20 protein-coding genes and 1 pseudogene are annotated in these 19,853 nt (G+C 64.1%); 16 read left to right on the top strand and 5 right to left on the bottom strand.

Features of this window, described 5'->3' with window-relative positions; genetic code table 11:
* Positions 1–170 precede the first annotated feature (170 nt).
* Positions 171–650 carry a hypothetical protein gene (locus tag ABCW43_RS05750; RefSeq protein ID WP_345922489.1) on the top strand — a complete coding sequence of 160 codons (480 nt, stop codon included), beginning with the start codon at positions 171–173 and terminating at the stop codon, positions 648–650.
* On the opposite strand, the gene ABCW43_RS05745 is transcribed toward ABCW43_RS05750, so the two are convergent.
* Positions 631–2,844, bottom strand: coding sequence for a transglycosylase domain-containing protein (locus ABCW43_RS05745; RefSeq protein WP_345922488.1), 2,214 nt, complete (start codon positions 2,842–2,844; stop codon positions 631–633). The two genes, ABCW43_RS05750 and ABCW43_RS05745, sit on opposite strands and share 20 nt — an antisense overlap.
* A 185-nt stretch (positions 2,845–3,029) precedes the next feature.
* On the opposite strand from ABCW43_RS05745, the gene ABCW43_RS05740 reads away from it, so the two are divergent.
* A complete protein-coding gene (locus tag ABCW43_RS05740; RefSeq protein WP_255392941.1) occupies positions 3,030–3,491 on the top strand; it encodes a YcgN family cysteine cluster protein in 462 nt (153 codons plus the stop codon).
* Positions 3,492–3,500: 9 nt separating this feature from the next.
* On the opposite strand, the pseudogene ABCW43_RS05735 reads toward ABCW43_RS05740, so the two are convergent.
* Positions 3,501–3,779, bottom strand: a pseudogene (locus tag ABCW43_RS05735) (zinc-binding dehydrogenase); the annotation flags it as partial.
* Between the two features lie 110 nt (positions 3,780–3,889).
* Positions 3,890–4,705 carry an oxidoreductase gene (locus tag ABCW43_RS05730; RefSeq protein WP_345922487.1) on the bottom strand — a complete coding sequence of 272 codons (816 nt, stop codon included), beginning with the start codon at positions 4,703–4,705 and terminating at the stop codon, positions 3,890–3,892.
* 88 nt (positions 4,706–4,793) lie between these two features.
* Between ABCW43_RS05730 and ABCW43_RS05725 the strand changes: the two genes are divergently transcribed.
* The 5 genes from ABCW43_RS05725 to ABCW43_RS05705 all read left to right on the top strand — a co-directional run bounded on the left by ABCW43_RS05725 (position 4,794) and on the right by ABCW43_RS05705 (position 10,153).
* A complete protein-coding gene (locus ABCW43_RS05725; RefSeq protein WP_345922486.1) occupies positions 4,794–5,225 on the top strand; it encodes a winged helix-turn-helix transcriptional regulator in 432 nt (143 codons plus the stop codon).
* A 259-nt stretch (positions 5,226–5,484) separates the two neighbouring features.
* Entirely contained in the window at positions 5,485–6,630 is a 1,146-nt protein-coding gene (locus tag ABCW43_RS05720; RefSeq protein WP_345922485.1) for a helix-turn-helix transcriptional regulator, read from the top strand.
* A gap of 123 nt (positions 6,631–6,753) precedes the next feature.
* Positions 6,754–9,183 (top strand): heavy metal translocating P-type ATPase, encoded by a 2,430-nt coding sequence (locus tag ABCW43_RS05715; RefSeq protein WP_345922484.1) that lies wholly within the window; start codon positions 6,754–6,756, stop codon positions 9,181–9,183.
* The gene (gene cueR / locus ABCW43_RS05710) at positions 9,180–9,629 is read left to right on the top strand and encodes a Cu(I)-responsive transcriptional regulator (RefSeq protein ID WP_345922483.1); all 450 of its coding nucleotides are present in this window, start codon (positions 9,180–9,182) and stop codon (positions 9,627–9,629) included. The genes ABCW43_RS05715 and cueR overlap by 4 nt, the downstream gene beginning before the upstream one ends.
* 323 nt (positions 9,630–9,952) lie before the next feature.
* Positions 9,953–10,153: a heavy-metal-associated domain-containing protein gene (locus tag ABCW43_RS05705; protein WP_345922482.1), complete on the top strand. Its 201-nt coding sequence runs from the start codon at positions 9,953–9,955 to the stop codon at positions 10,151–10,153.
* 134 nt (positions 10,154–10,287) lie between these two features.
* Here the strand turns inward: ABCW43_RS05705 and ABCW43_RS05700 are convergent, their stop codons facing one another.
* On the bottom strand, positions 10,288–10,917 hold the full coding sequence (locus ABCW43_RS05700; RefSeq protein WP_345922481.1) for an outer membrane protein: 630 nt from the start codon (positions 10,915–10,917) through the stop codon (positions 10,288–10,290).
* A 206-nt stretch (positions 10,918–11,123) separates the two neighbouring features.
* Here ABCW43_RS05700 and ABCW43_RS05695 point away from each other — a divergent pair, with 206 nt between their 5' ends.
* The 4 genes from ABCW43_RS05695 (at position 11,124) to ABCW43_RS05680 (ending at position 16,580) form a co-directional block, all read left to right on the top strand.
* A complete protein-coding gene (locus ABCW43_RS05695; RefSeq protein ID WP_345922480.1) occupies positions 11,124–12,512 on the top strand; it encodes an MFS transporter in 1,389 nt (462 codons plus the stop codon).
* A gap of 97 nt (positions 12,513–12,609) precedes the next feature.
* Positions 12,610–14,070, top strand: a complete 1,461-nt coding sequence (locus tag ABCW43_RS05690) for a protein adenylyltransferase SelO (RefSeq protein WP_445738896.1) — start codon at positions 12,610–12,612, stop codon at positions 14,068–14,070.
* 277 nt (positions 14,071–14,347) lie between these two features.
* On the top strand, positions 14,348–14,914 hold the full coding sequence (locus ABCW43_RS05685) for a hypothetical protein (RefSeq protein ID WP_345922479.1): 567 nt from the start codon (positions 14,348–14,350) through the stop codon (positions 14,912–14,914).
* Between the two features lie 430 nt (positions 14,915–15,344).
* Entirely contained in the window at positions 15,345–16,580 is a 1,236-nt protein-coding gene (locus ABCW43_RS05680) for a DNA-packaging protein (protein ID WP_345923368.1), read from the top strand.
* A gap of 28 nt (positions 16,581–16,608) precedes the next feature.
* On the opposite strand, the gene ABCW43_RS05675 is transcribed toward ABCW43_RS05680, so the two are convergent.
* On the bottom strand, positions 16,609–16,737 hold the full coding sequence (locus ABCW43_RS05675; protein ID WP_255392928.1) for a hypothetical protein: 129 nt from the start codon (positions 16,735–16,737) through the stop codon (positions 16,609–16,611).
* A gap of 155 nt (positions 16,738–16,892) precedes the next feature.
* On the opposite strand from ABCW43_RS05675, the gene ABCW43_RS05670 reads away from it, so the two are divergent.
* Genes ABCW43_RS05670 through ABCW43_RS05650 form a run of 5 tightly spaced genes read left to right on the top strand, consistent with a single transcriptional unit; the run spans position 16,893 to position 19,733 of the window.
* Positions 16,893–17,501, top strand: coding sequence for a hypothetical protein (locus ABCW43_RS05670; protein WP_345922478.1), 609 nt, complete (start codon positions 16,893–16,895; stop codon positions 17,499–17,501).
* A 60-nt stretch (positions 17,502–17,561) separates the two neighbouring features.
* A complete protein-coding gene (locus tag ABCW43_RS05665) occupies positions 17,562–17,876 on the top strand; it encodes a Dabb family protein (protein WP_345922477.1) in 315 nt (104 codons plus the stop codon).
* 37 nt (positions 17,877–17,913) lie between these two features.
* On the top strand, positions 17,914–19,101 hold the full coding sequence (locus ABCW43_RS05660) for a phage portal protein (protein ID WP_445738895.1): 1,188 nt from the start codon (positions 17,914–17,916) through the stop codon (positions 19,099–19,101).
* Positions 19,102–19,155: 54 nt separating this feature from the next.
* The gene (locus tag ABCW43_RS05655) at positions 19,156–19,434 is read left to right on the top strand and encodes a CopG family ribbon-helix-helix protein (RefSeq protein WP_345922476.1); all 279 of its coding nucleotides are present in this window, start codon (positions 19,156–19,158) and stop codon (positions 19,432–19,434) included.
* The gene (locus tag ABCW43_RS05650; protein ID WP_345922475.1) at positions 19,431–19,733 is read left to right on the top strand and encodes a type II toxin-antitoxin system RelE/ParE family toxin; all 303 of its coding nucleotides are present in this window, start codon (positions 19,431–19,433) and stop codon (positions 19,731–19,733) included. Before ABCW43_RS05655 ends, ABCW43_RS05650 begins: the two co-directional genes overlap by 4 nt.
* The last annotated feature ends 120 nt before the right edge of the window (positions 19,734–19,853 follow it).

Here is a 19,853-nt window from a genome sequence, read left to right as displayed (position 1 = left end):
CGATCGGTCAGGCAAGGCCTTTGCGTGCCGTTTCCACACAGGTTCGATTTTAGGGTTAACCCTTTGATAAGGTTGTTTGGAGCGGTTCCTGTGACTAAAAACCGCCCGTGTCTTGCCCGGCTCATTCCTTGGCTACCGTCGTCCCGCGACAACGTTCCGGAGCAGAGACGATGAGAACATGGATGACGGCGACCGGTGCATTGATGGCCATGGCGGCCGGATTTTCGGGAGCCTACTACCACCTGAAACCCGTGCCGGGACCTTCGACCCCGAAGGACATTTCCCTCGACTTCATGACGCTGACCGAAAGCCAGCCGACGGAGGCGCGCCGCGCCATCGTCGACGGTATCGAAATCTGCCTTCCCCAGCCGGCGCGGGAGGGCTGGACGAGCCCGCCGGTCAAGAACCTCGCCGTCGACAGCTATATCCGCTTCTTCGACCTGATGGGGCAGGAGGTGGGGCAGGCCGAGCGCAGCGCGGAATTCCGCACCTGGCTCTCGCAGGCAGGCGGCGACCTGTCGGAGCGGGATCGGGTCGCCTTCGGCAAGCTGACCCAAGGGGGGCTGCACGAAGGCGTGACGGCGCTCTGCGTTGCAGCGACCGTGCGCGGCAAACTCGGAAGCCAGGGGTTCAAGGGTTTTTGGAACTGACGGGCGTTGCCTCGGCGACCGATCCGGTCGTCGTTTTGTCGACGACCTTGGCGGTGGCCGGTCCGAGCCGGGGAGCCTCTTTCAGCTTTCCGGCGATCTGCCGCAGCAGGCGGGTGGATTCGGCCGACAGGGAACGCGGGCGGATGAGCGCCTGCAATACGGTATCGGTGGTGCCTTCCTTCTTCTTGGCAACCGCGTTGCCCTTGTGGTCGCCGGTCGGCAGCGGATTGTCGATGCCGGGAATGGCGCGCAGCTCGATGCCCTGGTGGGCGTAGTCCATCACCGTCTTGAAGGTCGCGGCTGGCAGCGAACCGCCGGTCATGTTGTCCATCGAGGTGAAGTCGTCGTTCCCGAACCAGACGGCGGTCGTGTAATTGCCGGTGAACCCGATGAACCAGGCGTCGCGATAGCTCTGCGATGTGCCGGTCTTGCCGGCCGTGACGATGCCGCCGTCGAGCGCCGCCCTGCGGGCGGTGCCGATCACCGGGATCTGCGACAGGATGCGGTTCATCGACGAGGTGGCCTGCTCGGAGAGCACGCGCTTGGCCGGCGGTTCGTCGCGGTTGAAATCGTAGAGCACGTCCCCGCCGTAACCCAGAACCTGCTCGATGCCGTGGCGGCGCGATTCCATGCCGCCGGCCGGCATCACCGCGTAGCCCGTGGCCTGGTCGAGCACCGTCATTTCCGAAGTGCCGAGCGGGATGGTCTTGTCTTTCCTGAGCGGCGTCTCGACGCCGAAGGCCTTGGCCGTCTTGACGATCACGTCGGTGCCCAGATAATCCTTGGCGAGCCTGACCGGCACGGTGTTGAGCGATTGCGCCATCGCCGACAGCAGCGTCACCTTGCCCTTGTAGGAGCGGCCGTAATTCTGCGGCGACCAGCCGTTCCAGGTGATCGGCGCGTCCGAGATGGTCGATTCCGGCTTGAAGCCGTTCTCCATCGCCGCCGAATAGGTATAGAGCTTGAAGGACGAGCCCGGCTGGCGCAGTGCCTTGGCGGCCCGGTTGAACTGGCTTTCGCCGTAGTCGCGGCCACCGACCATGGCGCGCACGGCCCCGCCGTTCTCGATCATCACGAGGGCGCCCTGCTTCACCTTGTAGCTTTCGCCATATTCGCGCAGGCTCGATTCCATCGCCGATTCCGAGGCCTGCTGCAGGCCCATGTCGATCGTCGTGCGCACCACGACCGAATGTTCGTGGAACTTGCCGGCCTGTGCCAGCCGCTGCACCTCGTCGAAGGCCCAGTCGAGGAAATAGTCGGGTGCCTTGGCGCCGGCGCGGTCGACGACGGTCGCCGGGCTGCGGCGGGCGGCGATAACCTGGCCCTCGGTCATCAGCCCGCTCTGCACCAGGTTGGACAGCACCTCGTTGGCGCGGGCGCGGGCGGCGGGAAGGTTGACATGCGGCGCATATTTGGCCGGCGCCTTGAACAGGCCGGCCAGCATGGCGCTCTCGGCAAGGTTCACCTCCGCGATGTTTTTGCCGAAATAGAATTGTGCCGCCGCAGCCGCCCCGAACGTGCCGCCGCCCATATAGGCGCGGTCGAGATAGAGCGACAGGATTTCCTTCTTGGAGAGGTTGGCTTCCAGCCACAGCGACAGGAAGGCTTCCTTGATCTTGCGTTCGATCGACCGTTCGTTGGTGAGGAACAGGTTCTTGGCAAGCTGCTGGGTCAGCGTCGAGCCGCCCTGCACGACGCCGCCGGCCTTGGCGTTTTCGCTCATGGCGCGGGCAAGGCCGAAGAAGTCGATGCCGAAATGGTCGAAGAAGCGGCGATCCTCGGTCGCCAGCACCGCCTTGATCAGGTGGTCCGGCAATTCGTCGATCGGAACCGAGTCCTCATGGATGATGCCGCGATGGCCGATGACGCTGCCGTAGCGGTCGAGGAAGGTGACGGCGAAGTCGCCGCGATTGCGCCAGTCCTCGTGGGTCTCCTCGAAAGCGGGCTGGGCAAGCGCCAGAAGCAGCACGAAACCGGCGGTGCCTAATGTCATAGCCTCGCCGGCGAGTTCGAAGCCGAGGCGCTTCCAGCCGCGGACGCGAAAACGGCGGAAGAAGATGGTGATCTCCTCCCAGATTTCGGCAAGCCGGAAGCCGAGATTCCAGACGGTCGAATCGATCCAGGAATCGATGCGCAGCAGAAGGTGGCGCTTGTTGCGCGGCCGGTCGTCCGATGACTTTGGCTCGTCCTGCACCTTCGGAATTCCCCGCCCTTTCGATGAGATGTGCTTGACGCGGTCCCTTCAAGGGATCAAGAGCTCTAGCCTCTCACCGTTAATCAGCTTTAGCTGACAAATGGTTGATGCGCGATATCAAAATCGCAACAGGTAAAATGCAGATGCGGGGATTTGTTCCGCTCTGCCGCAAATGTGATACCACGATGACCGACGAACCTTTCTGGAAAACCAAGCGACTCGACCAGCTCACCCAAAATGAATGGGAAAGCCTGTGCGACGGTTGCGGCCTCTGTTGTCTCAACAAGCTCGAAGACTGGGATTCCGGCGACGTCGTCTTCACCTCCGTCGCCTGCCGCCTGCTCGACGGGGAGACCTGTCGCTGCAAGGATTACCAGCACCGCCAGGCGACCGTGCCGGACTGTATCCAGCTCACCCCGACCACCGTCAACGAGATCGCCTGGCTGCCGCCGACCTGCGGTTATCGCCTCGTCCGCGACGGCGAGGACCTCTACTGGTGGCATCCGCTGGTATCGGGCGATCCGGACACCGTGCACCAGGCCGGCATCTCCGCACGCGGCCGCACGGTCAGCGAAAACGAGGTCGATGTGGAGGATTTCGAGGACTACGTCGTCGATTGGCCGCTGACGGTGGGCGAGGAACGATAGGACAGGACGTCACGTCACCGCGATGACGACCTTGCCCTTGGCGCGACCCGTTTCGACATAGTCCAGTGCCTCGTTGGTCTTTTCGAACGGGAAGACCCGGTCCATCACCGGGCGGATGTGGCCCGCCTCGATCAGCGAGGTGATCCGTGCGAGCTGACCGCCGTTCGCCGTCATGAAGAGGAACGAATAGCCGATCTTCCGGCGTCCCGCTTTTCTCCTGATGCCGAGGCTCAGCAGGCGCATGACCTGTTGAAGCAGCCAGCCGGAGCCGTTCTGCCGGGCGAAATCGCGGAGCCGCAGAGCGCCGCCTTTGCGATAACGATCGATCAGGAATGATTTCATCGGACCAACTTCCGTTCCGTGTGAGCTGGCATCGCCGGCAGGCCTGCGATGAATGTTCAGGCAGGAAGCCTGTTGAACTTCCGAAGGTTCTTGTCGACGATGGTTTCGGGCAGGAATCGACGTACGAAGCGGATCTGTCCTGCCATTTTTCCGGCAGTGTAGCGCCGTTTGGGCAATGGCGCATTGGCGGCCTTTACGACGGCTTCGGCGACCACCTCCGGTGCATCTCCCTTCGCGACGATTTCGCGCATCAGCCGTTCCGCGTCGGCGCGGACCGCGTCGTAGACGGAAAGCGGCCGGTCCGCGCGCGTCAGGTTCTCCTCGAAGGCGGTGCGGGTTACGCCGGGCTCGACAAGCACGACGCGGATGCCCTGGGTCCGCACTTCATGGTCGAGAGACTCCGAGTACCCTTCGACGGCGTGCTTGGTCGATGCATAAAGGGCGCTGAAGGGAGCCGGGATCAGCCCGAGTATCGAACTCAGGTTGACAATGCGGCCCCGCTGATTGGCCCTCATCATCGGCAGGACGGCGTTCGTCATCCGGATGATGCCGAACACATTCACGTCGAACAGGGCCTTCGCCTGTTCCGTCGTGGACTCCTCGGCGCCGCCAAGCAGCCCGATCCCTGCATTGTTGACCAGAAGGTCGATCCGCCCTGCGCGGCGCAGAACCTCGTCAACGGCATTTTGGACGGATGCGTCGTCGGTCACGTCGCAGATCAGCATCGTCACCCCGTCCACCGTGTCGGGCATCGGCTTCCGGCTGGTGCCGAAGACCTGATAGCCATCCCGCCGCAGCGCCTGCGCCGTCACCCGTCCTATTCCTGAGGAGGCACCCGTAACCAGGGCAACGCCACGTTTTTTCTTGCTCATCGGCTCCGCTTTCATTTTGTCATGGAACATCGTTGAGCGATCAGTTACTATCAAATCAGTACTAAGTCACTACTAAAAAGATATCGACATGAAAAATCTTTCCGACCAGCCCTGCCTGATCGCCCGGAGCCTGGCGCTTGTGGGGGACGCGTGGAGCATGCTGATCATGCGTGACGCCCATGCGGGGCTGACCCGCTTCGACGAGTTTCGCAAGAGCCTCGGCATTGCGCCGACCATGCTGACCGGACGGCTTTCAGGCCTGACGGAGGAGGGGCTTTTGGAGAAACGCCGTTATTCCGACCGCCCGCCACGCGACGAATATGTGCTGACGGAAGCCGGCCGCGACTTTCTGCCGGTTCTCTTTGCGTTCGGAGCGTGGGGACGCAAGCATCGCGGTGGCGGCAAGGTGACCCGGTTCTTCGACGCCGAAACCGGAACGGAGATTGATCCGGTCACCATCGACCGCGCCACCGGCGCTCCGATCGGAACGCGTCCGATCCGGATCGCCGCACCCGAATGAGCCGCGCCAAGGCAGACGGAGCAGCGCCGGTAACGCCTGTTGAAAGCCCGCGTCCAGCGCCCGGTGCCGGTGGATGTCCGCTCATCGGGCGATACCGGATCAATAGGCCCTGGGCTGAACCGGCGCGCGAGGATCCGGCAGGGAAGTCGCTCGAAGCACAGGTTTATTAACTGTCAATGAAATAAGTTAAGACGAGCTACGCTAGTTTTTCAGGTAATTCTACCAGTAGGCCCGGGCGTGCGGAAACGCTAAGGTTCCGGTGACAGTCAAAATTCATTCCGATGGCACCCCGATGAATGCAGAAGGCACGTTGGCAGACCGCCTCTATGAGGCAGCCCTGGTTCCGGAGCTTTGGACGGAGACTTGCGAGAGAATTGCCTTGGAGGCGGGGTCCAGCACCGCCTCGATCTTCACCATCGACGGCAGCGGCAATCATCGTTACGTCACCACTCCCAATATTGCGGACGCTTTTGCTGCATTCGTGCAGAGCGAACACAGGTTCAACAATGTCCGGCCCATGCGCGGCATGGAGCGTTCGCCCTTTTCGTTTGTCCGCGTGACCGATCTCCTGAGCGCGGAGGAGTTTGCCAATGATGCGATCCAGCGCGACATCATCGAGCCGCACGGCATGCAATGGGAGGCGGGCTGGGCTTTCCAGGAGCCGACCGGGCACGTCATCGTCATCACCTTGATGCGCGCCAAGGGCCTGACGCATTTTTCCGACGAACAGCTCGCGCGCCTCAATCTCCTGAAGCCGGATCTTGCCCGGGCCGCCTATATGTCCTCGCGGCTTGCCTTCAGCGAGGCGCGCTCGATGACCGAAACGCTGTCCATGCTCGGACTGCCGGCTGCGGTGATCGGCGACGGCGGCCAGGCGATCGCCACGAACCCGGAGATGGAGGCCTTGAGCCCGCGCATCCGCACCGGCGCCGGCGACCGCCTGGTGCTGGAAGGGACGGGCGCCAGCGCTCTCCTCGACGGGGCGATCGAGCGTTACAAGGCGCAGGCTTCCCCGACCGTGCAGTCGCTGCCGATGGCGGCGCGCGACGGAGCGCCGCCGCTGATCCTGCATCTTCTGCCCATCCGCCGCGCCGCCCGCGACATCTTCTCCCGTTCGATGGCGGTGCTGGCCGTCACCCAGGTGGGGCAGGTCGGCCCGCCGGACATGCGAGTGCTCTGCGGCCTCTTCGACCTCACCCCCGCCGAAGCCCGCGTGGCGCGCGGCATCGCGATGGCCCAGACGCCGGAAATGGCCGCCGCCTCCCTCGGCATCTCGCTCGAAACCGCCCGCTCGCACCTGAAGAAGATCATGCAAAAGACCGGCACCACCCGCCAGGCGGAACTCGTGCTGCTGCTGTCCGGGCTGAACGCGCCGGGCTTTGGTGGTGTCCTCAGGGATCCTTGAGCCCTTCCGAGCTTCGGGCCGTCCGATCGCGCTGTCCCGCAGACACCGCAGGAAATGTAATTCACCTCTTGACCTTCCCATGATGGGAAGCCCCACATAGGGTGGGAAAGTGAGGTCCGTCCCATGAACCAGATCGTCAAACCGCCCCACAAAGCCGAGCCCTTCACCGTTCCGGTCGAGGGCATGACCTGCGCCTCCTGCGTGCGCCGCGTCGAGAACGCTGCCGCCAAAGTGCCGGGCATCGACAGGAGCGCCGTCAACTTCGCGACCAAGAAGCTGACGGTGGAATCGACCGAAGGCTTCTCGGCCGAGGATCTGGAAAAGGCGATCCGGAAGGTCGGTTACGAGATCCCGCCGGGCGCCATGGACCATGCGATGCGCGAGGCGGGGATGATGCCTCCCGTGGCGTCGACGGCGCATGCCGGGCACGAGCACCACCACGACCATGGCCATTCCGGGTCCGAAAGCCACGACCACATGGATCACGCCGCCATGGGGCACGACCAGAGGGCGGGCCATGCGGGCGGGCATGACCACATGCATATGCACAAGGGCGAGGAGGGCGTGCTGACGCGCGACCTGGCGATCGCCTTCGTGCTGACCCTGCCGCTCTTCGTGCTGGAAATGGCAAGCCATGTCTACGACCCGTTCCACCACTGGCTGATGGGTGTGATCGAGACGCAGAACCTCTATTACGTCTATTTCGCGCTGGCGACGGTGGTGGTCTTCGGCCCGGGCTTCCGCTTCCTGAAGATCGGCCTGCCGGCGCTGCTGCGCGGGGTGCCGGAGATGAACTCGCTGGTCGCCGTCGGCGTGCTGGCGGCCTACGGTTATTCGCTGGTGACGACATTTGCCCCGGACCTGCTGCCGGAAAGTGCCCAATTCGTTTATTACGAAGCGGCAACCGTGATCGTCACGCTGATCCTGTTCGGCCGGCTGCTCGAAGCCCGCGCCACGGGCCGCACCGGCGAGGCGATCGAGAAGTTGAGCCGGTTGCAGGCCAAGACCGCCCGCGTCGAGCGCGACGGCAAGGTGCTGGATATTCCGACAGAACAGGTGATTGCCGGGGACGTACTGGTGATCCGGCCGGGCGAGCGCATTCCGGTCGACGGCACGGTGATCGACGGTTCCTCGAATGTCGATGAATCGATGATCTCGGGCGAGCCGCTGCCGGTCGCAAAGGCGGTCGGCGCGACAGTGGTCGGCGGTACGATCAACAAGACCGGCGCCTTCAGGTTCAGGGCCGACAAGGTCGGCCGCGACACCATGCTGGCGCAGATCATCCGCATGGTCGAACAGGCTCAAGGCTCGAAACTGCCGATCCAGGGACTGGTCGATCGGGTGACCGCCTTGTTCGTGCCAGCGGTGATCGTGCTTGCCGCGCTGACTTTCGCCGTGTGGTTCTTCCTCGGCCCCGAACCGGCGCTCACCCATGCCCTGGTCAATGCGGTCGCGGTGCTGATCATCGCCTGCCCCTGCGCCATGGGCCTCGCGGTGCCGACCTCGATCGTCGTCGGCGGCGGCCGAGCAGCCGAACTCGGCGTGCTGTTCCGCAAGGGCGAGGCACTGCAGGAGTTGCGCAATGTCCAGCTCGTCGTGGTCGACAAGACCGGCACCATCACCAAGGGCCGGCCGGAACTGACCGACCTGGTGACGGCGGAAGGTTTTGGCCAGGACGAGGTGCTGGCGCTGGTCGCAAGCGTCGAGGCACAGTCGGAGCATCCGATCGCCGAGGCCATCGTCAAGGCGGCCGAAGCCAAGGGCCTGACCGTGCCGAAGGCGGAAAACTTCGCATCGGTCACCGGTTACGGCATCGAGGCGGAGGTGGGTGGCCGCAAGATTTCGGTCGGCGCCGACCGGTTCATGGAAAAGCTGGGGCTTTCGGTTGAGATGTTTGCGGAAGCAGCCGCAAGGCTTGGCGACGAAGGCAAGACTCCGCTTTATGCGGCTGTCGACGGAAAGCTGGCCGCCGTGATCGCGGTTGCCGATCCGCTCAAACCCTCAAGCCGCGACGCGATCAAGGCGCTGCAGGCGATGGGTGTCGAAGTGGCCATGGTGACCGGCGACAACCGCCGCACCGCCGAGGCGATTGCCCGCCAGGTCGGCATCAGACAAGTCGTGGCCGAGGTCCTGCCGGAAGGCAAGGTTAAGGCGATCCACGAGATGCGTGCCGGCGGCAAAAAGCTCGCCTTCGTCGGCGACGGCATCAACGACGCCCCGGCGCTGGCCGAGGCCGATATCGGCATCGCCATCGGCACCGGCACGGACGTGGCAATCGAAAGCGCCGACGTGGTGCTGGTCGGCGGCGAGCTTTCGGGCGCCGTCTCGGCGATTGCCATGAGCCGCGCCACCATGACCAATATCAAACAGAACCTGTTCTGGGCCTTCGGTTACAATGTGGCGCTGATCCCGGTCGCGGCCGGCGTGCTTTACCCGGCTTTCGGCTGGCTGCTGTCGCCGATGATCGCCGCCGGCGCCATGGCCCTGTCGAGCGTCTTCGTGCTCGGCAATGCGCTGCGGCTGAAGGCGGTGAAAGTGGGAGAGACGAGATGAATATTGGCGAGGCTTCGAATGCTTCCGGCGTTTCGGCCAAGATGATCCGCTATTACGAGGAGATCGGGCTGATCCGCCCGATGGGCCGCACCGGCAACAACTATAGGGTCTATGGCGAGGAGGAGGTGCATATCCTGCGCTTCATCAAGCGCGCCCGCAACCTCGGGTTCTCGCTGGAGGAGGCCGAGACGCTTCTGAAACTCTGGCAGGACAAGAGCCGCGAAAGCGCCGCCGTCAAGGAGGTGGCGACCGCCCACATCGCCGACCTCGAACGACGCATCGCCGAGATGCAGGGCATGGTCAAGACGCTGAAACACCTCGCCCATTGCTGCGGCGGCGACACCCGCCCCAACTGCCCGATCCTCGATGATCTGGCGGGGGATGGCTCTGCAGCGGGCGATAAGCCGGTGGCTCCAGCGAAGAACAGGATGAAACAGAATGCCTGACGCCTTTACCCCAGGATGAGGCAAAACGGCGCCTCCTTCGATCTCCCCCGTTGAGGGGGAAGGTGATCGCTATGGGACGTGGGCGGTGCGGCATTCCTAACCCTCCCCCTTGTGGGGAGGGTGGCCGGCAGGCCGGAGGGGTTCTGATGCGGAAGCAAAACCCCTCCCCAACCCCTCCCCACAAGGGGGAGGGGCTCCACGCACCGCCTCACGCCCCCAAGGGGGGATCATCGGGAGCATGCCGCGCCGGCTCGTCTCTCATAGCACTTGACCTTCCCTCAATGGGAAGGTGCAGAACACACACATCGAACAAGGAGATTCTGATGACTGCGATTTTCAGCGTGCCGGACATGACCTGCGGCCATTGCGAAAAGACGGTGCGCGGCGCGCTGGCGGAAGCCCTGCCGGGCGCGGCGGTGGCGATCGATCTCGCCACCAAGAAAGTCACGATCGAAGGGGATGCGGTGAAGGCCGAAGAGGCGATCCGCGAGGCGGGGTATTCGCCGGAAAGGACCGCAGCCTGAGGCAATTACGGACTGTCGTGAGCAGCAGAGGCGGACATTCCCGCCTCTGCCGCCTTCATTCCTGAAACCCGCCCGGGATCTTGCTCCACCTTTTCACAAGGTGGAGCATTGAAACATGTATCGAGGCCGGGGAATTAGAACTTCACGCCGATGCCGACGTTGATTACGTGCTGGCTGAAGTCGAAATCGGCGCCGGCGAGGCTGCCGTTGCCGAAGTCGTTGTAGCGGTATTCGAGGCGGCCGAAGACATTGTCGGTGAACGCGTAGTCGACGCCGGCGCCGACCGTCCAGCCGTTGAGCATGTCGTCATCGTCAAAACCGCCACCGTCGATATGGGCAGTGGTGGCCGTCCAGCCGGCTGCCGCGAAGATCAGCGCCCGGTCCATGGCATAACCGACACGGCCGCGAACCGAACCGGAGAACCCGGTGTCGATGTCGATGCCGCCGGCATAGCTGTTCTCGTTCCAGTCGTAGTTGACGTCGCCTTCGATACCGGCCACGAAACCGCTGGAGAACTGCCAGTTATAGCCGACGAAGCCGCCAAGCCTCCAGCTGTCGAAATCGTCCGAACCGCCGCCTGGGGCATCGCCGTCGCCCCAGGCATACCCCGTATGAGCACCGATATAGGGGCCGTTCCAGGAGAATACGACGGGCGTTTCGACGGCTTGCGGAGCCTGCGGGACTTGCTCGACGGCGTCGGCTGCGTAAGCAACGGAAGAGGCGGTCATGGCGGCCGACGCTGCAAGGATGAAAAGAGCCTTCATGGATAATCCCTCCGATTGGTTGGCAGAAACGCAAATAGAGCGGTTTGCTTGGAAAGCTGTAGCTAAAATACAACATCGAAGAAAATCTGCAATTACGTCTTAAGGCGCTGAAAATACGTAATTTTATTTTTTGGCTCATCCCTTGACCTCAATCACGGTTGAGGTTGTAGCGTGCCCCGGACTGAAAACCGGACAAGGGGCAGGGCGTGTTGCAGGATATCAATGTGGGCTGGTCGAGGCTTTTCAAGGGCCGCGAAGGAGTGATGCTGGGGCTGATCTCGGCGGGAATCGGGCTGCATGCCTTCAACCAGTTCGCGATCGTCGCGGCTCTGCCGCCGGCGGCGAAGGAGATCGGCGGCACGGGTTATTTCAGCTGGGCCTATACGCTTTATTTCCTGGGTTCGATCGCCGGCGGCACGGGGGCTGCGGCCCTGCGCGACCGCTTTGGCGCACGCCTCATCCTCGTTATCTCGGCGCTGATCTTTGCTGTGGGCGGGTTGCTTGCGCTGTCGGCGCCGGCGTTTTCCTGGATCATGGCCGGGCGCCTGCTGCAGGGGATTGCCGACGGGCTGATCGTGGCGATCTGCTACAGCCTCATCCCGGCCAACTTTCCCTCCGCCCTGATCGCGAAGGTGTTTGCGGTGGAGGCGATCGTCTGGGCGGTGGCGGCGATTGCCGGGCCGCTGGCGGGCGGGCTGCTGACCGAAGCCTATTCTTGGCGGGCGTCTTTCCTGGCCGTCTCGCCCTTCGTGGCTCTGCTTGCCGTCTTCGCGCTGACCGCGAAGGTGAGAGTAACCGAGGCGGCGCCGGTGCCGCTGTCCGTCGCCACCATCTCGCTCTGCCTTGCGGCCTCCTTCGTCCTGTCGCTATCGTCGGTGGTGACCGGAGGGGCGATGCAGGCGGCGGCGGTGGTCGCGGGCGCGGGGCTTTTCCTGCCGGCGCTGAAGCTCGACGGGCGGATCGGGCCGAAACTGTTTCCGGACGGCGCCTTCCGGCTCGGCTCGGTTCTGGGGCACGGGTTCTGGGTGCTGTTCCTGATGTCGGCGAGCCACTCGGTCGGCAGCGTCTACCTGGCGCTGATGATCGACGCCGTCTTCGGTTTCCGGCCGGCGGTGGTCGGTTATCTGGTGGTGACCATGGCGCTCGCCTGGAGTGCTGTCGCGGTGGTCGCGAGCAGGATTACGGCGCTTGGGCCGCGGCATCGGTGGATGCGCGCAGGCGCATTGTTTCAACTGGCCGGTTTCCTCTGCCTCGCCGCCGCGTTCGCGAGCGGTTCGCTGGTGCTGCTGCTGGCGGGCCAGGTGGCAATCGGTACGGGCTTCGGCGTCGCCTGGGCAAGCGTCAACCAGGCGGCGATGGAAGCGGCAGCAAGGCAGGAGCGCGATCTCGCAAGCGCCTTGCTGCCGACGATTTCGACTGCGGGATATGCAATCGGGGCGGGGATCGCCGGCATGATCGCAGGTGCGACCGGCCTGGTTGCGGCGCTGGAAAACGGCGAGGCCGGCGGGCCGGCCCTGTGGCTCTACGGGACCGCCGCGGTCGGTGCGCTCCTGACCTTCCTCCTCGGTTTCGGGGTGCGGCTGGCCAAGCCTTGAGTGGCCCAACAAAAGCGCATTTCGCTTGTTCGGCGGGACAGGTTTCCCATATTTGAAGAAAGGTCGCCGCATCCCGGCGGCCATAGGAGTCCTTCCCGTGTTCCAGTTCGACAATTCCTATGCGCGCCTGCCGGACAGGTTTTTCGCCTCCGTCTATCCCGAGCCGGTGGAGGGGCCGAAGCTTCTGAAATTCAACGGGTCGCTGGCGGAGGAACTGGGCGTCGAGGCGGATTTTTCCGATCCCGCCCGGCTGGCGGCGATCCTTGCCGGCAATGTCGTGCCGCCCGGCGCCATGCCGATCGCCATGGCCTATGCCGGCCACCAGTTCGGCAATTTCGTGCCGCAGCTCGGCGACGGACGGGCGATATTGCTGGGCGAGGTGGTCGACCGCAACGGCATGCGCCGCGACATCCAGCTGAAAGGGGCGGGGCCGACCCCGTATTCCCGCCGTGGCGACGGGCGCGCGGCGCTCGGGCCGGTGCTGCGCGAATATATCGTGTCCGAGGCGATGAACGCGCTCGGCGTGCCGGCGACACGGGCCCTGGCGGCTGTCGCGACCGGCGAAAAGGTCTATCGCGAGACGGTGGAGCAGGGCGCGGTGTTCGTGCGCGTCGCGGCAAGCCATGTACGGATCGGCACGTTCCAGTTCTTTGCCGCCCGCGGCGATAATGACGGGGTAAAGCTGCTCGCCGATTACGTGATCGAGCGGCATTACCCCGAGCTGAAAACGGTGGGAAATCCCTACCTGGCGCTGCTGCAGGGCGTGGCGGCGCGGCAGGCGGAGCTGATCGCCCGCTGGCTGGGCGTCGGTTTCATCCATGGGGTGATGAACACCGACAACATGACGATTTCGGGCGAGACGATCGATTTCGGGCCTTGCGCCTTTCTCGACGAGTACGACCCGATGAAGGTGTTTTCGTCGATCGACCAGGGCGGCCGCTATGCCTATCGCAACCAGCCGGGCATCGGCCAGTGGAACATCGCGCGGCTGGCGGAATGCCTGTTGCCGCTGCTCGACGAGGACGAGGAGAACGCCGTGGAAGCGGCAAACGCCGTGCTGAAAGCGTTCGGAGAACGGTTCCAGAAAGAGTGGATCGGCGTTTTCCGGGCAAAGATCGGTCTTGCGACCGAGGCCGACGGCGATGGCGACCTGATCCAGGCGCTGCTGGCAGCCATGCACGAGGGGCAGGCGGATTTCACGCTGGCCTTTCGGCGGCTTGCCGAGGCGGCGGAGGGCAGGGACGCGGCGTTCCTGGGCAGTTTTGCCGATCCGGTCAAGGCTCGGGCCTGGCTTGCCGACTGGCGCGGGCGGCTGGCCACGGAGGCGCGGCCAAGCGGTGAGCTGGCTGCCGGACTGCGCGCCGTCAACCCGGCGATCATTCCCCGTAATCACAAGGTCCAGGAGGCCCTTTCGGCCGCCAATTATGGAGATTTCGGTTTCTTCGAGCGGTTGCTGGAGGCGCTGGAAAAGCCTTACGAGGACCGGCCGGAATTCGAAGGTTACACCCAGCCTCCGAAGCCGGAGGAACGGGTGACGCAGACGTTCTGCGGGACGTGATCCGGCTGTAAATTAATTTTTGCTAATTAGGAAAATAGTCCTTGACGGCGTGACGGTTGTTTGATAGGGTCTAGGCACAGTCGAAGTATTGTGCCGGCGGCAGCCTTCGGGCGGCTGGTGGCAAGACTTCCAGTCAAACTGGCCCGGTCTCAAAAGCTGGGCCTTCTTTTTTATCTCGACAATCGGCAGCGGGGACGCGCAGCGACCGGAAACGGGCGCGGCGAGATTTTCTGCGCCGAAATTCTGGCCTTTGTTCCGGCCCGGGGGAATATCCCAGATGGATGAATTCGAGACGTTCGATCCGGCGCTTTTCGGGCTCTGGACGGAGACGCCTGCCTATGGCGACAGGGTCATGATGGACGACGCGGTGTTGGTCGACGCGGTGCGCGGCGTGCTGCTGGAGATCAAGTCGGCCGAGGACGCATTATCTCCTGGCGAGGAGCTGCGGCGGCTCCTGAACGAAATGACGGTCGAGATGCGCGATCAGTTTTCGACCTTCCGGCGGATGCGCACCTCGGCGGAGGCGGCGCTCGAGAATGGCGACGACGCCGCCCAGAAACTGGCGCGTGCCGACGTGAAGGCGGCGACCGACGCCATGTCGTTGATCGTCCGCACCCTCGAAAAAGTCGACAGCCTGCAACGCCAGCTCGCCCGCGACCGCGACGAGGCCGCCGAGCGCGATGCGGACGAGGGCGGTTATGAGGAGGCTGTGCGTGAGGTCGAGGAACTTATCGAACGGCGCGCCCAGGAGCGTTTTGAAAAGCGGTGCATCGAGGCTGGTATTGATATTGGTGAGCCCGGCAGTGCGGCAAGGGATGGAACGGCATCGCCTGACACCGGTTGAAGACGTTGTCGAAGCTCAGACGGTCGAAACGCTGGCTGAATACGGGGAAACGATGGACCGGATCAGCAGTCTGCGGGCTCAGGCGCATGGAGCAATGGCAAAGGGTTATGCGGCGCTCGCTGAGCCCTGCTGTAATGAAGGAGCGGCCGAAACGACTGTCGTTGAGGTCGGAGCGGGCGGGTGCGTCGAACTCCCACTTCTCCCCGGCGGGGAGAAGTGCCGAGCGAAGCGAGGGGATGAGGGGGTCGGCGACGCCGGAGCGGTCGATCCGGCGGATCGAGGAATGCCTGAAGTGGAAATGGTGAGCGGGAAGGTGGCTTCGCCCCCCTCATCCGGTCCTTCGGACCACCTTCTCCCCGCCGGGGAGAAGGTGGAGCTCGTTGAACCGTCGTCGTCCTCAGTAGATTCTTCACGCAAGTGGCGCGATAGCATCCACGCACATCATTCCCGCGCCGCAAGCCGGGACTGGCGCCATACCGGCCGCCGCGAACAAAAGCCGCCGGCCGGCGATTGGCGCACCTGGCTGATCATGGGCGGGCGCGGGTCCGGCAAGACGCGGGCAGGCGCCGAATGGATCCATGGGCTGGCCGCGGCCGGCAGCAGATCGGAGCTCAGGATCGCGCTGGTGGCGGAAACGCTGGGCGATGCCCGTGAGGTGATGATCGACGGGGTGTCCGGCATCTGCCGGATTGCGCGGAGGAACCGGCCGGCCTTCGAGATTTCGCGCCGGCGGCTGGTTTGGCCGAACGGGGCGATCGCGCAGATCTTTTCCTCGGAAGATCCGGAGAGTTTGCGCGGGCCGCAGTTTCATTTCGCCTGGTGCGACGAGCTCGCCAAATGGCGGCATGCGGAGGAAACCTTCGACATGCTGCAGTTCGGTCTTCGGCTCGGGGCCGATCCGCGCCAACTGGTGACGACCACGCCGCGGTCGGTGCCGATCCTGAAACGGCTGATCGCCGATCCCGGCACGCAGCTTGTCAGGATTTCGACCCAGGCCAATGCTGGCAATCTCGCGCCGGGCTTCATCTCGGCGCTGGAGGCGCGTTACGGCGGGACAAGGCTCGGGCGGCAGGAACTGGCCGGCGAGCTGATCGAGGACCGCGAGGACGCGCTGTGGAAACGCGCCGATCTTGAGGCCTTCACGATCCGGTTTACAGGCGCGCTGCGGCGCATCGTCGTGGCGGTCGATCCGCCCTCGGGCTCGGGCGAAAATTCCTGCTGCGGCATTGTCGTGGCAGGGATAGAGCCAAGCGGGCGGGCGGTGGTGCTGGCCGATTGTTCGGTGGAGGGCAAAAGCCCCGCCGGTTGGGCGAACGCGGTGGCGCGGGCCCATGCCCGCTTCCAGGCGGACCGGGTCGTGGCCGAAGTGAACCAGGGCGGCGAGATGGTGACGGCGATGCTGAAAAGCGTCGACGCAGGCCTGCCGGTAACCATGGTGCGGGCGACGCGCGGCAAGTTTTTGCGCGCCGAGCCGGTGGCGGCGCTCTACGAACAGGGGCGTGTGGCCCATGCCGGACGGTTTGCCGAGCTCGAAGACCAGATGTGCGATTTCGGTCCGGACGGTCTGTCTTCAGGCCGTTCGCCCGACCGGCTCGACGCGCTGGTCTGGGCGCTGACGGCGCTGATGCTGGAAGGTCACGGAGAGCCGCGCGTGCGCGGTGTTTGAGCGCGGCTCGTCGCTTAATTGATGATGATCAGCGCGGGGTTGCCGGCTTTGGCTGGGCGCTTTCGCGCATCTGCTTCCACTCGGATTCGATCCGCTCGACGACATGCTGCGGGATCGGCTTGGAAGGGGCGGCCGGTGCGGGCTGCTGCATCATCATGATCTCCTGTTGTTTAGAAAGCCGACATGAACGTCGTGTGAAGCCGTTGGTTCCACATCATTAGAAAAAAGTAAACTGCCGCGTAAGCGCTTAAAACGATTTAGTTTTTCTAAACCGATTGAAACCCTGCAGCGCGGTATGGGAGTAGGCTCCAGATGGCTCACAACCGGCATGCCTTCTTTGATTTCGTACGGACGAGGCTCTTCAAAGGCCGGCTGGTCACTGGCCAGGTGGAGGGGCTGACGGCGATTCTCGACGGTTGGCGGGAGAGGGGCGGCCAAGGTGAGGGCCCGCCGCTCGCCTATGTTCTGGCGACCGCCTTTCACGAGACGGCCGCCACGATGCAGCCCGTCCGGGAGACCCTGGCGGCGAGTGACAGGTCCGCGATCGCGCGGCTGGACGAAGCTTTCGCGGCGGGCCGGCTCGGGTCGGTAAGGACGCCCTATTGGCGGCCGGACGCAGACGGAAAAAGCTGGCTCGGCCGCGGACTGGTGCAACTGACCCACCGGCGGAACTACGAGGCGATGTCCGACGTGACCGGGATCGACCTGGTGGCTGATCCCGGCCGGGCGATGGAAATGCCGGTCTCGGTCGCGATCCTGATCGAGGGCATGCGGCGCGGCAGTTTCACCGGGCGGAAGCTTGGCGACTATTTCGGGCAGGGCAGGGCGGACTGGGTGGGCGCGCGAAAAATCATCAACGGCAGCGACCGGGCGGAACTCGTGGCGCGGCATGCGCGGGCGTTTGCCGAGGCGCTGCAATAGGCCGCATTGTGGCCCGTGGCAGCCCGTGATAGCGAGGCCTCCGCATTGCAGGAGGTTCCCATGATACGTCACATCGTGTTTTTCACGGCTGAGGCCGGCGAGATCGAGCGGGTACGGGCGGGCCTTTCCCTGCTGACCGGCAATCCGCACGCATCGATCCTGGAGATAGGCACCAATGTGAAGAGCGACCAGCTTGGCAATGAGGTCGATCTGGTCGTTTACGGCGAATTCGAGGATGCAGCGGCGCTGGCCGCCTACAAGGCGCATCCGCTCTATCAGGCATCGATCGACATCGTCCGCCCGATCCGTGAAATCCGCATGGCAGCCGATTTCGACAGCGCGAGCGCAGTGAAAGCGCCCCTGCCGCTTCCCTAAGGCGGGCGTTGGCGCCCGAACGAAAGGACAAGTCACAATGAAATCTCCATTCCGGCGCCCGTGGTTTTCCACGGGCGGGCGACAGGGCGTGCCCGAGGTTCTGAGGACGGAAGCCCAGAAGAGCGAGACCAAGATGGCCTCCGGTTTTGCGATCGTCTCCGGCGAGGGGGCGGCGCATTGGTCGGGACGGTCCTATGCGGCACTGGCGCGGGCAGGCTTCATGAAGAACCCGGTCGCCTACCGGGCGGTGCGGATGATCGCCGAAGCCGCGGCGGCCGTTCCCTGGCTTGCCTATGACGGGGCGACCGAGCTTGCCGACCATCCGGCGCTGGCGCTGCTGGCCAGGCCGAACGGACGGCAGGGCGGCCCCGACTTTTTCGAGGCGCTCTACGGGCACCTGGCGCTTTCCGGCAATGCCTATGTCGAACCGCTGTCGATCGGTGGGGACTTGCGCGAACTGCATCTGCTGCGGCCCGACCGGGTGAGCGTGGTCGAGGGGCGCGACGGCTGGGTGGCGGGCTACGATTATCGTGCCGGCGGCACGACGCGGCGGCTGCCGGTTGAAAGCGACGGCATCGCGCTGCTGCACCTGAAACTGTTTCATCCGCTCGACGACCATTGCGGTTTTCCGCCGCTCGGTGCGGCGGGTGCAGCACTCGACCTGCACAATGCGGCGGCGAACTGGAACAAGGCGTTGCTTGACAATTCCGCCAGACCTTCCGGCGCGCTGGTCTACCAGCCGAAGGATGGCGGCAACCTCTCCGCCGACCAGTACGAGCGGCTGAAGGACGAGCTGGAGGCGGGTTATTCCGGGGCCGTCAATGCCGGGCGGCCGCTGCTGCTCGAAGGCGGGCTCGACTGGAAGGCGATGGGCCTGTCGCCGAAGGACATGGATTTCATCGAGGCGAAGAACGGGGCTGCCCGCGACATCGCTCTCGCCTTCGGCGTGCCGCCGATGCTGATCGGCATTCCCGGCGACAATACCTATGCCAACTACCAGGAGGCCAACCGCGCCTTTTATCGTCTCACCGTGCTGCCCTTGATTGCTCGAACGGCCGCGAGCTTTTCCACCTGGCTGTCGCAAGCCTATGGCGAGCGGCTGCGGCTGGAACCGGATCTCGACCGGATCGCCGGGCTTTCCGCTGAGCGCGAGGCACTGTGGGCGAGGGTCGGGGCGGCGGCGTTCCTGAGCGACGAGGAGAAGCGGGAGGCGGTGGGGTATTAATCGGGTAAGGCATGGTGTATTTGTAATACTCTGTATTACAAAATGGAGGCTGTCATGGCCAAGCCCACTCTCTCCGATCCGATCACCCTGCGCCTGCCGGTCGACATTCTGGAGGACATCGAGAAGATCGCCGAGACGGCGGATCGCAGCCGATCCTGGGTGATCGTGCGGGCGCTGAAAGCCTACCTGACGACGGAAGGAAGCGAGCTTCTGGAAATTGCCGCTGCGCGCCAGGACGTGCGTGACGGAAAGGTCATGGATATGGACGACCTTCTCGACGAGCTGGACGGCTTGAATGCTGCGGATGAAAAATCCCGGACCGATGCCGCATGAAGAAAGTCCGCATCTCCACGATGGCTGCGGACTACATCAGGTCCGAGCGGACCTACCTCGGCAGGTTCAGCGCTCCGGCGGCGCGGGAACTGAACAGGAAATTGCGGAATGCCCGGTCGCTTCTGTCACAGCATCCGGAGATCGGCAAGGTCAAGCCGGGCTCCAATGGCGTCAGGGTCCTGGTTATTGCGCCCTATTTGATCGAGTACGAAGTCGATTCCGAGGGCGTGCTGATCCTGATCGTCAGGCATGGCAGGCAGGATGACCGGCCCGATGAGGATGAGGACATTTACGAGTAGACGGGGGCGGCTTGGCGTTTGCTCAACGCGTCTGTTGCCACTCACTCAACTTGCGAAGTGCCGGACTCAACTTCCCAGTAGATAGCCCCAAGCGATTCTGAACATTGATGGAAACTGGAT

The organism is Neorhizobium tunisiense, assembly GCF_039631515.1.
GTDB lineage: Bacteria > Pseudomonadota > Alphaproteobacteria > Rhizobiales > Rhizobiaceae > Neorhizobium.
The sequence above is the reverse complement of the archived record's forward strand: the minus strand, read 5'-3'. Positions and strand labels throughout refer to the sequence as shown.

Excerpts from the sequence above, each read along its gene's own strand:
- ABCW43_RS05750 (WP_345922489.1), top strand. The coding sequence starts at position 171 with ATGAGAACATGGATGACGGCGACCGGTGCATTGATGGCCATGGCGGCC.
- ABCW43_RS05740 (WP_255392941.1), top strand. The coding sequence starts at position 3,030 with ATGACCGACGAACCTTTCTGGAAAACCAAGCGACTCGACCAGCTCACC.
- ABCW43_RS05730 (WP_345922487.1), bottom strand. The coding sequence starts at position 4,705 with ATGAGCAAGAAAAAACGTGGCGTTGCCCTGGTTACGGGTGCCTCCTCA.
- ABCW43_RS05725 (WP_345922486.1), top strand. The coding sequence starts at position 4,794 with ATGAAAAATCTTTCCGACCAGCCCTGCCTGATCGCCCGGAGCCTGGCG.
- ABCW43_RS05715 (WP_345922484.1), top strand. The coding sequence starts at position 6,754 with ATGAACCAGATCGTCAAACCGCCCCACAAAGCCGAGCCCTTCACCGTT.
- cueR (WP_345922483.1), top strand. The coding sequence starts at position 9,180 with ATGAATATTGGCGAGGCTTCGAATGCTTCCGGCGTTTCGGCCAAGATG.
- ABCW43_RS05705 (WP_345922482.1), top strand. The coding sequence starts at position 9,953 with ATGACTGCGATTTTCAGCGTGCCGGACATGACCTGCGGCCATTGCGAA.
- ABCW43_RS05700 (WP_345922481.1), bottom strand. The coding sequence starts at position 10,917 with ATGAAGGCTCTTTTCATCCTTGCAGCGTCGGCCGCCATGACCGCCTCT.
- ABCW43_RS05685 (WP_345922479.1), top strand. The coding sequence starts at position 14,348 with ATGGATGAATTCGAGACGTTCGATCCGGCGCTTTTCGGGCTCTGGACG.
- ABCW43_RS05675 (WP_255392928.1), bottom strand. The coding sequence starts at position 16,737 with ATGATGATGCAGCAGCCCGCACCGGCCGCCCCTTCCAAGCCGATCCCG.
- ABCW43_RS05670 (WP_345922478.1), top strand. The coding sequence starts at position 16,893 with ATGGCTCACAACCGGCATGCCTTCTTTGATTTCGTACGGACGAGGCTC.
- ABCW43_RS05665 (WP_345922477.1), top strand. The coding sequence starts at position 17,562 with ATGATACGTCACATCGTGTTTTTCACGGCTGAGGCCGGCGAGATCGAG.
- ABCW43_RS05660 (WP_445738895.1), top strand. The coding sequence starts at position 17,914 with ATGAAATCTCCATTCCGGCGCCCGTGGTTTTCCACGGGCGGGCGACAG.
- ABCW43_RS05655 (WP_345922476.1), top strand. The coding sequence starts at position 19,156 with ATGGCCAAGCCCACTCTCTCCGATCCGATCACCCTGCGCCTGCCGGTC.
- ABCW43_RS05650 (WP_345922475.1), top strand. The coding sequence starts at position 19,431 with ATGAAGAAAGTCCGCATCTCCACGATGGCTGCGGACTACATCAGGTCC.